Raw genomic sequence first — 12,756 nt, forward strand, 5'->3', positions numbered from 1 at the left:
GTGGCCCGGGGCCCTGGACCAGGTGGTTCAGGGCCTGCGGCCGCGGAAGGTGCCGCGCAGGTCGTTCACCCAGGCGTCGGGGTTCTCCCAGGGGATGAAGTGGCCGCCGTGGTCATGGGCATTGACGTTGACGTGGTTGAACCAAGCCGCCTGCGGACCGGTCTCGAACGCCCGGACGCGCTCGGCGGCGGTGTGGATGCCCGGCGGGTTCTCGTAGGTGACGAAGGTGAGGCCGACCGGGGCCTGCACGACCGGGGTGCGGTCGTGGGCGGGGGTCCAGGGGTAGCGGTTGGCGTTGGCGTAGTAGCGCATCGACGTGGCGACGGAGTTGTTCACCCAGTAGATCGTGGCGTGGGTGAGCAGGTCGTCCTTGCTGAAGACGGCTTCGAGGTCGCCGCCGTTGTCGCTCCAGGCGTTCCAACGCTCCAGCAGCCAGGCGAGCAGTCCGGCGGGGGAGTCGCTCAGTCCGTGGGCCAGGGTGGCGCCGTCGATCATGTGCACGGCGAGATGGGACGCCCAGCGGTGGTCCAGTTCGACGACGCGGGCGCGGACGTCGGCGGACTGGTCGTCGGTGAGGGGTCGGTTCCGGGCGAAGTCCCAGGCGCGGGGGCCGGTGAAGAAGTCGAGCGGCAGCCCGGAGCCGATGTGGATGCCGTACAGCTCGTCGGCGTACTTGTGGCCGAGCTGGCTGGAGACGATCGCGCCGATGTCGCAGCCCCCGGCGGCGTACTTCTCGTACCCCAGGGTCTCGGTCATCAAGGTGTGCCAGAGGTCGGCGACCTTCCAGAAGTTGACGTCCGGAAAGCCGGTGAGCGGACCCGGGAAGCCGAACCCCGGAAGGGACGGCACGATGACGTCGAACGCGTCGGCGGGATCGCCGCCGTACGCGGCCGGGTCGGCGAGCTGGTCGATCACCTTCGACCAGTGCCAGAACGTCCACGGCCAGCCGTGGGTGAGGATCAACGGGACCGGGCGGGGGCCGCGGCCGGGCTTGCGCAGGAAGTGCACGGGGACGCCCGCGACGCTCACCCGGTAGTGGTCGTAGGCGTTGATGGCGGCCTCGGCCTCGCGCCAGTCGTAGCCGTCCCGCCAGTGGGCGACCAGCTCACGCAGACAGCTGTCCGGAACGCCGTAGCCCCAGTCCTCGTTTCCCTCGTCCAACGGCGGACGGGTCAGTGCGAGACGGGCGCGCAGGTCGTCGAGGACCTGGTCGGGCACATGGATCGGGGTGGGCTCCAGGGGGAAGGCGGGCGGGGCGGTCATGGCGTGGTCCCTTCCGGGGGCGGAGGCGGAGGAAGCGGTGTCCTCGACGTTCCCTCGGAACGCTTCCACATCCGCCCGCCCGGCGGGAGTCACGCCCGCAGGCCGTCCCTCGCCTGCACCGCGATGTCCGGGAAGTCCGTCACCACCGCGTCCACGCCCTGCCCGTAGTGGAAGGCGTACTCCGCGAACGCGTCGCCGAAGCCGTTCGGCGCGCTGCCCCGGCGGTAGGCGGCCGGGAGGTACCGGTTCTCCGCCCGGAAGGTGTACGCGCCGACCTTCAGGCCCGCCGCGTGGGCGTCCGCCAGCAGGGTGTTCGGCGGGACGAGCGAGGACTTGTCCGGGCCGACCCACTGCGCGTACGAGGCGATCTCGCGCAGCCCGGCCGGGGTCATCATGTCCCGGTAGGTGAGCTCGTGCCCGTACGGGCCGCCGTTCGTGCCGAGCGCCTGCCACAGCGGGAGGCCGAGGCGTGCGGCGGCCACCCGGCGCAGGCTCGCGGGCTCGAAGGACTGGACGACGCAGTCCCGGGCGGTCAGCCGGTTCCGGCGGATCACCCGGATCAGCTCCTCCTCCAGCGGCAGCCCGATCGAGCGGAAGTACGTCGGGTGCTTCGTCTCCGGGAACACCGCGATCCGCCGGCCCGACTCCCGCGACAGCCGCCGGGCCAGGTCCACGACCTCCTGGAACGTCATCACCCGGCCCCGCCCGTCGAAGACCGTGTTGCGGTCGCGGACCAGCGGAAGCCGCTCCACGGTGCGCAGCGTCCTCAGCTCGCGCAGCGTGAAGTCCTCGGTGAACCAGCCGGTCACCGCCTTGCCGTCGACCGTCTTCGTGGTGCGGCGGTCCGCGAACTCGGGGTGGCCCGCGACGTCCGTCGTGCCGCCGATCTCGTTCTCGTGCCGCACGACCAGGACGTGGTCCTTCGTCGGCACGAGGTCCGGCTCGATCCAGTCGGCCCCGGCTCGTACGGCGTAGGTGTACGCGTCGGCGGTGTGCTCGGGCCGCCAGCCCGCCGCCCCGCGGTGCCCGATGACCAGGGGGCCGGAAGGGTGGTGGGGGCGGTGCCCGGCGGAGGAGGCGGCGACGGCCGGGGCGGTGGCCGCCGCGGTGACGGCGGCGGTGGCCAGGAGGATCGAACGGCGCCTGGGGGCATCGGACATGACGGCTCCTCGGGTGGGTGGGACCACTACGGAAGCGAGGATGGATGACGGCCCGGCGTACGGGGCCCGGCCCTGCGATGTCCTGTTGCCCACGGGCACCCGCCGGCAACCGGAAACGTTGCACTGAGACGCCGAACGCCGAACGCCGAACGCCGGGCTCCGCCCCGTACGTACGAGGCGGAGCCCGGCGTTCGCGGACGTCGTCGGGAGTTACTTCCGCTGCGCCGGGATCCCGGCCGTGCCGTCGCCGACGACGCCGCTCCCGCCGTCGCCGCCCCGCCCCCGCTGACGTACGAGGCCGATACCGATCAGCACCACCGTCAGCGCCCCCGTGGCCAGCAGCTGGTCGCGGGTGTCCGGCTGGCGCAGCATCAGCAGGAAGATGCCCACCATGGCCGCCAGGGCGACGATCGTGCCGATGGGGAAGAACCACATCCGCACGACCAGCTTCTCCGGCGCCTCCCGCTCGGTGCGGCCGCGCAGGATCAGCTGGGAGGCCGCGATGAAGATCCACACGACCAGGATCACCGCGCCGATCATGTTCAGCAGCCAGGGGAAGACGTCGTCGGGCCGCCAGTAGCTGAGCAGCACGCACAGGAACCCGAAGACCGAGGAGAACAGCACGGCGTTGCGAGGCACCCCGGAGGTGATCTTCCCGAGCGCGGCCGGGCCCTGGCCCCGGGCGACCAGCGACCGGGCCATGCGCGAAGCGCCGTAGATGTTGGCGTTCATCGCGGAGAGCAGGGCGATGAGGATGACCACGTTCATGATCTGCGCGGCGCTCCCGATGCCGAGGTGGTCGAGCATCGCGTAGAACGGGCCGACCTCGGCGACCTTCGGGTCGTCCCAGGGGACCAGCGTGACGATGACCGCCATCGAGCCGATGTAGAAGACCGCGATGCGCCACATCGCCGTACGGACCGCCTTCGCGACGCCCCGCACCGGGTTCTCGGACTCGGCCGCCGCGATGGTGACGGTCTCCAGACCGCCGTACGCGAAGACGGAGGCGAGGAGTCCGATGATGAACCCGTCCATGCCCTTGGGGAGGAAGCCCCCGTCCCCCGAGAGGTTGGACAGGCCGGGCGCGTCCGTGTCGGGCAGCACGCCGAGGATCGCCAGCAGGCCGAGCACGAGGAACAGCGTGATCGCGATGACCTTGAGCGCGGCGAACCAGAACTCGAACTCGCCGAAGTTCTTCACGGCGGCCAGGTTCGTCCCGAGGAAGAGCACCATGAACAGGGCGACCCAGGCCCACTCCGGCGTCCCCGGCAGCCAGCCGCTGACGATCTGCGCGGCCCCGATGCCCTCCAGGCCCACGGCGACGCAGAGCAGGAACCAGAAGGACCAGCCCGCGGTGAACCCGGCCCACGGGCCGATCGCCCGTTCGGCGTGCACGGAGAAGGAGCCGGACGCCGGGTTGGCGGCCGACATCTCGCCGAGCATGCGCATCACCATCATGACGAGCAGTCCGGAGATGGCGTACGCGACGATGATCGAGGGCCCTGCCGCGGCGATCCCGGCGCCCGAGCCGACGAAGAGACCGGCGCCGATCACCCCGCCGAGGGCGATCATCGAAAGGTGTCGCTGCTTGAGGCCGTGGGTGAGCGCGGAGTCCGCCTGGGGCCCGGCGGGGGCTGCGGAGTCAGCGGTGGGGGGAGACGCGGAGGTCCGAGGCATGGACGAGCTCTGTTCGGTAGCTGAGACAGGGAAACGAACCCACAGTCTGGGCATCTTCACCGCTCACACGGAACAGGTGTCCGCTATACGGGCACCAGGCTCACACAAGGTGCACACGCGCCTACCGGCAGGTCGGAGCGGAGCCCTCGCGCTCCCGCCGCTGACGCCCCACCGCCCCCAGTACCACCAACGCCGTCGCCCCGGCCGACCACAGCACCTGCGGGCGTGCCGCCTCGTCGGTCAGCATCAGCAGCAGCACCCCGAGCAGCCCGGCCAGCGTCACCCAGGTCAGATACGGGAACCACCACATCCGCAGCGTGAGCGCCTCGGGGGCCTCCCGCTCCAGCCGGGCGCGCAGCCGCAGTTGGGAGGCGGCGATCAGCGCCCAGACGAACAGCAGCACCGCGCCGACCGAGTTGAGCATGTAGAGGAACACCGTGTCCGGCCACAGCAGGTTGAGGAGTACGGAGACGAAGCCGAAGGCCACCGAGGCCAGCACCGCCCGCCGCGGCACGCCACCTTCCGTACCGGCCGTGTGGGACACCTTCAGCAGCCCGCGCGGGGCCTCACCGCGCTCCGCCAGCGAGAAGATCATGCGGGAGGAGCCGTACAGATTGGCGTTGAGCGCGGAGAGCAGCGCCACGAACACCACGATGTTCATGATCTGCCCGGCCGAGGGCACCCCGATCGCGTCCAGCACCTTCACATAGGGGCTCAGCCCGGCCTGCTGCGCGGTCCACGGCAGCACGGTCACGATCACCAGCATCGAGCCGACGTAGAAGAAGAGGATGCGCACCACCGCACTGCGCACCGCCCGCCCCACCGCACGCGCCGGATCGTCCGTCTCGGCGGCGGCGATGGTGACGACCTCCAGCCCGCCGAAGGCGAAGACCACGGTCAGCACGCCGGAGACGACCCCGCCCCAGCCGTTCGGCAGGAAGCCGCCCTGGCCGGTCAGGTTGGTCATCCCGACCGGGCCGGTGTCGGGGAGCCGTCCGAAGACCGCCAGCAGCCCGAGCACCAGGAAGACGACGATCGCGCCGACCTTCAAGGAGGCGAACCAGAACTCGAACTCGCCGAAGTTCTTCACCGCCGTCAGGTTCGCCGCGGTGAACACCACCATGAACAGCAGCACCCACGCCCAGGGTTCGATGCCCGGCACCCATCCATGGGCGATCTGCGCGGCCGCCGTCGCCTCCACGGCGAGGACCACCACCAGCAGGAACCAGTACAGCCAGCCGACGCTGAACCCGGCCCACCGCCCGAGCGCCCGCTCGGCGTGCACGGAGAACGAACCCGAGGCGGGCATCGCGGAGGACATCTCGCCGAGCATCCGCATCACCAGCATCGCGAGCGCGCCCGCGATCAGATACGAGATGACGATCGCGGGCCCCGCCACCGCGATCCCGGCGCCCGAGCCGACGAACAGCCCGGCCCCGATCACCCCGCCGAGCCCCAGCATCGTCAGATGGCGCTGCTTGAGCCCGTGCGAAAGCGGCTCGGGCTGCACAGGGGAGGGGGAGGGCGAGAGGGAGGACGTGGGGGGAGGGGCGTCGTGCATGGGGGAGGGGGTCGCTCTCGGATCTACGGTCACTCGCGGGCCGATCAGAGCCGGCTGATCCTTATGGGGAAGCTCTGATCGTTTATGGGGAAGCTACAGTCTCGCCGATTGTCGCCCGCCCCGCCAAAACGTGCCGACACCGCCCTCACCTCCGTGACGAGCGTCACGCGGGAACATGATTGCGGCGCGGGCTTTGTGCGAATCCCACCAATCCATCAACCGCCGCTTTGTGGGCGGCTGATGGTGATCGAGCGTTAACCCGTGGGCTAACGTCGGCGGGAGCCCGACCCCACCCTGCCCGGCGGGGGGCCGTCCCGGCCCACCTGCCCTCACCCGCGGAGTCCCGATGAGTACTGCTGCCGCCCCCGTCCGCTCCGGAGCGGTCCTCGCCGACCTGCTGCCCGCAGCCCGGCACCGCTACGCCGTGGACGCGGCCCTCGTTCTCGGCGGTGCCGCCCTGACCGGCATCGCGGCCCAGATCGCGGTCCCGGTCCCCGGCTCCCCGGTCCCGGTCACCGGCCAGACCTTCGCGGCGCTCCTCATCGGCACCGCGCTGGGCGCCCGCCGCGGCTTCCTCTCCCTCGCGCTGTACGCGCTCGTCGGCATGGCCGGCATGCCGTGGTTCGCCGAGGCCTCCTCGGGCTGGGCGATGCCGTCCCTGGGCTACGTCTTCGGCATGCTCCTGGCCGCCACCGTCGTCGGCGCCCTCGCCCGGCGCGGCGGCGACCGCTCGGTGCTGCGCACCGCGGGCACGATGGTCCTCGGCTCGGCGATCATCTACGCCATCGGCGTGCCCTACCTCGCGCTGTCCACCGGGATGTCGCCGACCGCCGCCGTCGCGGCCGGTCTCACCCCGTTCCTGATCGGCGACGCGCTCAAGGCGGCGCTGGCCATGGGCGCGCTGCCCGCCGCCTGGAAGCTCCTCGACCGCCGCGGCTGATCCGCCCCACGCCTCGTAGGGGCCGCCGAAGAGGCCCGCCGGATCGTACTGGGAGACCGGACCGGCGAGCCTCTTCGTCGTTTCCGCCTCGTGGAAACCGGGGGTACGGTCCCCGCCGCCGAAGGAGAAGTCCAGCGACCGTCCGCGCACCCGCGGCTCCAGCACCCCGGACACCTCCCCGTACAGCGCGCGCACCGACGCCACGCCCGTACCGTCCAGCAGGTACGGGCACATCCCCGTACGGGGGTCGCTCGGCGGGTGCTACTCGGCGACGGCCTTGCGGCTGCGCCTCTCCCGGAACAGCGAGACGCCCACCACCAGCGCCGCGACCAGCAACGACAGTACGACCTGCTCGCGGGCGGCGTCATCGGTCAGCATGTAGACGAGGACGAAGGAGATCATCGCGATCGTCGCCCAGGTGAGGTACGGGAAGAGCCACATCCGTACGACCAGCTTGCCGGGGGTCTCACGAAGGATGATCCCGCGCATCCGCAGCTGGGTGAAACAGATGACCAGCCACACGAAGAGCGCGACCGCGCCGGAGGAGTTCAGCAGGAACTGGAACACCGTGTCGGGCCACTGGTAGTTGAAGAACACCGCCACGAAGCCGAAGACGACCGAGGACAGGATCGCCGCCTGCGGCACACCGCGCTGGTTGACCTCGGCGAAGGCCTTCGGCGCGTCCCCCCGCTCGCCGAGCGAGAACGCCATCCGGGAGGCGGTGTAGAGGCCGGAGTTGAGGCAGGACAGCACGGCCGTCAGCACGATGAAGTCCATGACCTGACCGGCGTGCGGGATCCCGATCACGTCGAGGGCGGCGACATAGCTGCCCTTCTCGACGATCGACGGGTCGTTCCACGGCAGCAGCGTCAGCACGACGAAGATCGAGCCGAGGTAGAACACGGCGATACGCCAGATCACGCTGTTGGTGGCCTTCGAGACGGCCCGCTGCGGGTCCGACGACTCGCCGGCGGCCAGCGTCACGATCTCACTGCCCATGAACGAGAAGACGACCATCAGCACACCGGTCAGGATCGCGCCGGGACCCTCGGGGAAGAACCCGCCGCTGTCCGTCAGATGGGCGAGACCGGACCCCGCGTGGTCCGACCCGGGCAGGAACCCGAAGACCGCGAGGAAGCCGATGACCACGAACGCGCCGATCGCCACGACCTTGATCCCGGCGAACCAGAACTCGAACTCACCGTAACTGCCCACCGAGACCAGGTTCGTCGCCGTCAGCACGACCATCACGATCAGCGCCCAGGCCCACTGCGGCACACCGGGAATCCAGCTCTCCAGGATCTTCGCGCCCGCCGTGGCCTCGACCGCGAGCACCACGACCCAGAAGAACCAGTAGAGCCAGCCGATGGAGAAACCGGCCCAACGGCCGAGCGCCTGGTCGGCGTAGGCGGAGAAGGAACCGGAGCTCGGCCGGGCGGCGGCCATCTCACCGAGCATCCGCATCACCAGGACGACCATCAGGCCGACCATCGCGTACGACACCAGAATCGCCGGGCCCGCGGCCGCGATGCCCGCGCTGGAACCCACGAAGAGTCCGGCGCCGATCACGCCGCCGATCGCGATCATCGAGAGGTGGCGGTTCTTCAGGCCGGCCTGAAGCCCGCCCGACGAGTCCGGCCGGTCCGGCTCACCGGGCTCCTGGACCGGATTCGCCAGCGTCGTCTGCGACGTCATGGGGGGAGTCCTTACGTTTTCGAGCATGAGGGTGTGCCCCGCTCCGCCGTCGGGTGGTGCCCGTGGGGGTGCGAAGACAGGCCACGCATTCAAGCCCGATACAAGGCGGAAGAGGAACCCTCCATTCGGATCGTTTGCCTGATCATTGCCTGAGTGGCGTTCGCCACACAGAAACGGGATCAGGCCTACGAAATATCGAATCGAGGGATTCCGACCCCGCTGACGGCTGCCCCGCGAAGTTCGTGCCACACTTCGCACCATGCGCGTGTACCTCGGATCCGACCATGCCGGCTACGAACTCAAGAACCACCTCGTCGAGTGGCTCGGCGCCCACGGCCATGAGGCCGTCGACTGCGGCCCCCACATCTACGACGCCCAGGACGACTACCCGCCGTTCTGCCTGCGTGCCGCCGAGCAGACGGCCGCGGACCCGGACAGCCTCGGCATCGTGATCGGCGGCTCCGGCAACGGCGAGCAGATCGCCGCCAACAAGGTCAAGGGCGTCCGCGCCGCGCTGGCCTGGAGCGAGCAGACCGCCGCCCTCGGCCGCGAGCACAACGACGCCAACGTCATCGCGATCGGCGGCCGGATGCACACGGTCGAGGAGTCCACGAAGTTCGTCGAGATCTTCCTCTCCACGCCGTACTCCGACGAGGAGCGCCACACGCGCCGCATCGAGATGCTCTCGGCCTACGAGACCACCGGCGAGCTCCCCCCGATCCCGGCCCACCACCCGCAGCAGGGCTGACCCGCACCGCTACCCCCGCCCCACGCCTTCCCGTGCCGCCGGGTCCCGGACCCGGCGGCACGGCCATGCCACCGACCGTCCCCAGCCCCTGTGACAGGAGCCCCGCCGTGCCCGAGGGACACACCATCCGCCGCCTCGCCGACGACCACGCCGAACGGTTCGCGGGCGCACCGGTACGGGTGAGCAGTCCGCAGGGCAAGTTCTCCGACAGCGCGGCCCTGCTCGACGGGCGGATCCTCACCGCCACCGACGCCCACGGCAAGCACCTCTTCCTCGGCTTCGGCGACACCGGCTGGGTCCACATCCACCTCGGCCTCTTCGGCAAGCTCGGTTTCGGCACCGCCCCGCCCCCGCCGCCCACCGGCACCGTCCGCCTCCGGCTCGTCAACGCCGGCCACCACGCGGATCTACGCGGCCCCACCACCTGCGCCCTGATCACCGAGCCCGAGAAGCGCGCGATACACGAGCGCCTGGGCCCGGACCCGCTGCGCGGCGACGAGGACGGGGAGCGCGCCTGGCAACGGATCTCCCGCAGCCGGACCACCATCGCCGCCCTGCTGATGGACCAGAAGGTCATCGCGGGGGTCGGCAACGTCTACCGCGCCGAGGTCCTCTTCCGCCACGGCATCGACCCGTACCGCACGGGCAGGGACCTCACCCGCACCGAATGGGACACGATCTGGGCGGACCTGGCGGACCTCATGCGCGAAGGCGTGCGGAACAACCGCATCGACACCGTCCGCCCGGAACACCTTCCCGAGGCCATGGGCCGCCCGCCCCGCAAGGACGACCACGGCGGCGAGGTCTACGTCTACCGCCGGGCGAACCTGCCCTGCCACATCTGCCGTACGGAGATCCGCACCGCGGACCTGGTCTCCCGCAACCTCTTCTGGTGCCCCCGGTGCCAGCCCCCGGGCCCCCCTGGCGGCCGATAGCCGCGGGCGGCCTTCGGCGACGGGGAACCCCGGGCCCGTCCGGTGGCCGGGGTTCGCGGGCGGCGTTCGCGCCCGCGTGCTCCCAGCACCGCCGGAACCGTGTCATATGCCACGCGAAACCGGGTTCCGGTGCGTGGAGGACCCCATATCGAACACATTGTCACCGGGGTCCCCCTGCACCGGACGCGCTCGGGTCGATAAGGTCCCGGCAGTGGCCCGTAGCGGAGGAGTAGACGACTTCTGGGCCCGGTGGCGCAGAAACATGCACCGGGCCCGCATCGGCCTGCGTAAATCCGGGGTCGACTACTTCCGCGGCGACGGCTCCGACTGGATCGCCCTGGTCGGCCTGCTGCTGACGATCCCGGCCATCACCTTCGCCACCATCGCCAGCCCGGTCTGGATCGACCCGGCGGCCCTCGCCCTGCCCATCGTGGCGGGCGGCCTCCTGCTGCGCCCCGCCAGCCTGCTGGGCCTGTACGCGACGGCCGCCGGCGCACTGATCGTCGAGGCGCTCACCCTCGGCCCGTACCTGGACGGCCCCGCCCGGGTCACACCGGGCACCGTGCTCGTGGTCGCCGCCTGCGGATTCTTCGGGCTGATCCTCGCTCAGTTCCGGGCCAGGGTCGGCGTGCCCTGGCGGCGGGGCGGCACGATGCTCTTCGACCTGCGCGAACGTATCCGGGTCCAGAGCGCCCTGCCCCGGCTGCCCCAGGGCTGGCACCGCGAGATGGCCCTGCGCCCGGCCGGCGGCCAGTCGTTCTCCGGGGACTTCGTCGTCGCGGCCCGCACCCACGGGGGCCGCACCCTGGAGGCCGTCCTCACCGACGTCTCCGGCAAGGGCATGGACGCGGGCTCCCGGGCCCTGCTGCTGTCCGGCGCCTTCGGCGGGCTGCTCGGCTCGCTGCCCTCGCACGCCTTCCTGCCCGCCGCCAACGGCTATCTGCTGCGCCAGGACTGGGACGAGGGCTTCGCCACCTCGATCCACCTGGTGCTGGACCTGGAATCGGGCGACTACGAGATCTACTCCGCGGGTCATCCGCCCGCCCTCCAACTGCACGCGGGCAGTGGGCAGTGGGAGGAGAAGTCCGGGGAGGGGCCCCTGCTCGGCGTCTACGACGGGGCCGAGTTCGACGCGGTGAAGGGATCGCTCGCGCCCGGCGACGTACTGATGCTGTTCACCGACGGCCTGGTGGAGGCCGCCGACCGGGACATCGCAGAGGGCATCGACCGGCTGACGGGCGAGGCCGACCGCTATGTCTCCACCGGCTTCGAGGGCGCGGCCTGGCATCTGATCGAGGCCTGCGCCAAGGACGTCAACGACGACCGGGCCCTGCTGCTGCTCTCCCGCCGGGCCTGAGCACCTTTCAGCACGGACTCCGGCCACCGGGCCCGGGCCCGGGCGCCCCGGCACGAGCCGACGGGACGCCGAACGGCACCGCACGCCGAACGGCACCGCACCCCGGACCCCGGACGGCACCGCACCCCGGACGGCGGAGAGGCGCCCGTCACCCGGAGGCCGGGCACCAGGGCGCCTCTCCGCCGTCCGGCGTCGCTCAGACCGACACCGGCACCTGTTCCTGGTTGTCGTCCTTCCTGCGGCCGCCCGGAAGGATGCGGGCCAGCCAGTGCGAGCGCCCGGCGGCCAGCGGCGCGAGGACGGCGAGCAGGAGGACGTAGCCGGCGATGAACGGCGAGAGCCGCTCGTCCAGTCCGGCGGCCGCGGCCATCGTGGCCAGGATGAGCGCGAACTCACCGCGGGCGACCAGGGTGGTGGCGATGTTGGCCGTGGCCTGCGAGCCGAAGGAGTACACCTTCGCCGCGGCCAGACCGGCCGCGATGTTCATGGCGAGCGTCAGCGCCACGGCCGCCAGTACCGGCCACAGCACGCTCGGCAGGTCGCCCGGGTCGATGGAGAGACCGAAGGCGAAGAAGAAGATGGCGCCGAACGCGTCCCGCAGCGGGTGGACCAGCTTGAGGATGCGGTCGCCGGACGAGGTGGAGCCGAGCATCAGGCCGACCATGAAGGCGCCGATCGCGTCGGCGACGCCGAACATCTCGGAGACGCCGGCGACGAGGACGGCCATGCCGAGGAACGAGATGACCAGCAGCTCGTCGTCCTTGGTGTTCATGAGCTTGCCGATGATCTTCGTACCGAACCGCGCCGCGAGGGCGAGCAGCAGCAGGAAGCCGAAGGCCTTGCCGCCGTCGATCAGCGCCGCCGAGAGGCTGTCCGCACCGGACAGGATCGGCTGGAGCGCGGCGAGGTACAGGGCGAGGAAGACGTCCTCTACGACGATGATGCCGAGGATCGGCCGGGTCTCCGGATTCCCGATGCGTCCGAGGTCCACCAGGATCTTGGTGACGATCGCGGACGAGGAGATACCGAGGACACCGGCGAGGACCAGCGCCTCCGAGGTGCCCCAGCCCAGTGCGAAGCCGAAGCCCAGCCCGGCGCCGACGTTCAGTACGAGATAGGTCCCGCCCGCGACGGCCATCTTCCGGCCCCCCGCCTTGAGGTCGTCCATGTGGAACTCGAGCCCCAAGTAGAAGAGCAGGAGGACGAGTCCCAGCGCGGAGAGCATCTCCAGGTCGTGCGGGTTCGAGAGGAGCGTGTATCCAGGGGTGTGCGGGCCGAGCAGGATTCCGGCCAGGATGAACAGGGGGATCGTCGGCAGCCCGATACGGCCGCCGAGGCGGGCGAGGACGGCAGCGGCCAGGAAGGCGCCGCCCATGGCGAGGAGGGTGTCAGCGTGTCCGATGAGCCTGATCCTTCGGGG

General features: G+C 71.0%; 10 protein-coding genes and 1 pseudogene. 4 read left to right on the forward strand and 7 right to left on the reverse strand.

Features of this window, described 5'->3' with window-relative positions; genetic code table 11:
• Positions 1 to 27: 27 nt before the first annotated feature.
• From IG90_RS0118205 to IG90_RS0118220, 4 genes are all read right to left on the reverse strand, one after another.
• Complete coding sequence (locus IG90_RS0118205; RefSeq protein WP_030585249.1) at positions 28 to 1,263, reverse strand: epoxide hydrolase family protein; 1,236 nt, start codon at positions 1,261 to 1,263, stop codon at positions 28 to 30.
• A gap of 89 nt (positions 1,264 to 1,352) precedes the next feature.
• Positions 1,353 to 2,423, reverse strand: a complete 1,071-nt coding sequence (locus IG90_RS0118210) for a glycerophosphodiester phosphodiesterase family protein (RefSeq protein WP_030585251.1) — start codon at positions 2,421 to 2,423, stop codon at positions 1,353 to 1,355.
• A gap of 210 nt (positions 2,424 to 2,633) precedes the next feature.
• Complete coding sequence (locus IG90_RS0118215) at positions 2,634 to 4,100, reverse strand: amino acid permease (protein ID WP_030585255.1); 1,467 nt, start codon at positions 4,098 to 4,100, stop codon at positions 2,634 to 2,636.
• Between the two features lie 121 nt (positions 4,101 to 4,221).
• A complete protein-coding gene (locus tag IG90_RS0118220; RefSeq protein WP_030585258.1) occupies positions 4,222 to 5,661 on the reverse strand; it encodes an amino acid permease in 1,440 nt (479 codons plus the stop codon).
• 346 nt (positions 5,662 to 6,007) lie between these two features.
• Here IG90_RS0118220 and IG90_RS0118225 point away from each other — a divergent pair, with 346 nt between their 5' ends.
• On the forward strand, positions 6,008 to 6,601 hold the full coding sequence (locus tag IG90_RS0118225; RefSeq protein WP_030585260.1) for a biotin transporter BioY: 594 nt from the start codon (positions 6,008 to 6,010) through the stop codon (positions 6,599 to 6,601).
• Positions 6,602 to 6,613: 12 nt separating this feature from the next.
• Here the strand turns inward: IG90_RS0118225 and IG90_RS45940 are convergent.
• Together IG90_RS45940 and IG90_RS0118230 are read right to left on the reverse strand one after the other, a co-directional pair.
• A pseudogene (locus tag IG90_RS45940) lies at positions 6,614 to 6,820 on the reverse strand (FAD-binding protein); the annotation flags it as partial.
• 42 nt (positions 6,821 to 6,862) lie between these two features.
• Positions 6,863 to 8,296, reverse strand: coding sequence for an amino acid permease (locus IG90_RS0118230; RefSeq protein ID WP_030585263.1), 1,434 nt, complete (start codon positions 8,294 to 8,296; stop codon positions 6,863 to 6,865).
• 259 nt (positions 8,297 to 8,555) lie between these two features.
• Between IG90_RS0118230 and IG90_RS0118235 the strand changes: the two genes are divergently transcribed.
• From IG90_RS0118235 to IG90_RS0118245, 3 genes are all read left to right on the forward strand, one after another.
• Entirely contained in the window at positions 8,556 to 9,044 is a 489-nt protein-coding gene (locus tag IG90_RS0118235; protein ID WP_030585266.1) for a ribose-5-phosphate isomerase, read from the forward strand.
• Positions 9,045 to 9,151: 107 nt separating this feature from the next.
• Positions 9,152 to 9,979, forward strand: a complete 828-nt coding sequence (locus IG90_RS0118240; RefSeq protein WP_030585269.1) for an Fpg/Nei family DNA glycosylase — start codon at positions 9,152 to 9,154, stop codon at positions 9,977 to 9,979.
• 262 nt (positions 9,980 to 10,241) lie between these two features.
• Positions 10,242 to 11,336 (forward strand): PP2C family protein-serine/threonine phosphatase, encoded by a 1,095-nt coding sequence (locus IG90_RS0118245; RefSeq protein ID WP_411572635.1) that lies wholly within the window; start codon positions 10,242 to 10,244, stop codon positions 11,334 to 11,336.
• A gap of 196 nt (positions 11,337 to 11,532) precedes the next feature.
• Here the strand turns inward: IG90_RS0118245 and IG90_RS0118250 are convergent, their stop codons facing one another.
• Positions 11,533 to 12,711, reverse strand: a complete 1,179-nt coding sequence (locus tag IG90_RS0118250) for a cation:proton antiporter (protein WP_030585275.1) — start codon at positions 12,709 to 12,711, stop codon at positions 11,533 to 11,535.
• Positions 12,712 to 12,756: the final 45 nt, after the last annotated feature.

This window comes from Streptomyces anulatus (assembly GCF_000721175.1).
In the GTDB taxonomy this organism is placed as follows: Bacteria; Actinomycetota; Actinomycetes; order Streptomycetales; family Streptomycetaceae; genus Streptomyces; species Streptomyces anulatus_C.

Coding starts and splice junctions, on each gene's coding strand:
- IG90_RS0118205 (WP_030585249.1), bottom strand. CDS start 1,263: ATGACCGCCCCGCCCGCCTTCCCCCTGGAGCCCACCCCGATCCATGTG.
- IG90_RS0118210 (WP_030585251.1), bottom strand. CDS start 2,423: ATGTCCGATGCCCCCAGGCGCCGTTCGATCCTCCTGGCCACCGCCGCC.
- IG90_RS0118215 (WP_030585255.1), bottom strand. CDS start 4,100: ATGCCTCGGACCTCCGCGTCTCCCCCCACCGCTGACTCCGCAGCCCCC.
- IG90_RS0118220 (WP_030585258.1), bottom strand. CDS start 5,661: ATGCACGACGCCCCTCCCCCCACGTCCTCCCTCTCGCCCTCCCCCTCC.
- IG90_RS0118225 (WP_030585260.1), top strand. CDS start 6,008: ATGAGTACTGCTGCCGCCCCCGTCCGCTCCGGAGCGGTCCTCGCCGAC.
- IG90_RS0118230 (WP_030585263.1), bottom strand. CDS start 8,296: ATGACGTCGCAGACGACGCTGGCGAATCCGGTCCAGGAGCCCGGTGAG.
- IG90_RS0118235 (WP_030585266.1), top strand. CDS start 8,556: ATGCGCGTGTACCTCGGATCCGACCATGCCGGCTACGAACTCAAGAAC.
- IG90_RS0118245 (WP_411572635.1), top strand. CDS start 10,242: ATGCACCGGGCCCGCATCGGCCTGCGTAAATCCGGGGTCGACTACTTC.
- IG90_RS0118250 (WP_030585275.1), bottom strand. CDS start 12,711: ATGGGCGGCGCCTTCCTGGCCGCTGCCGTCCTCGCCCGCCTCGGCGGC.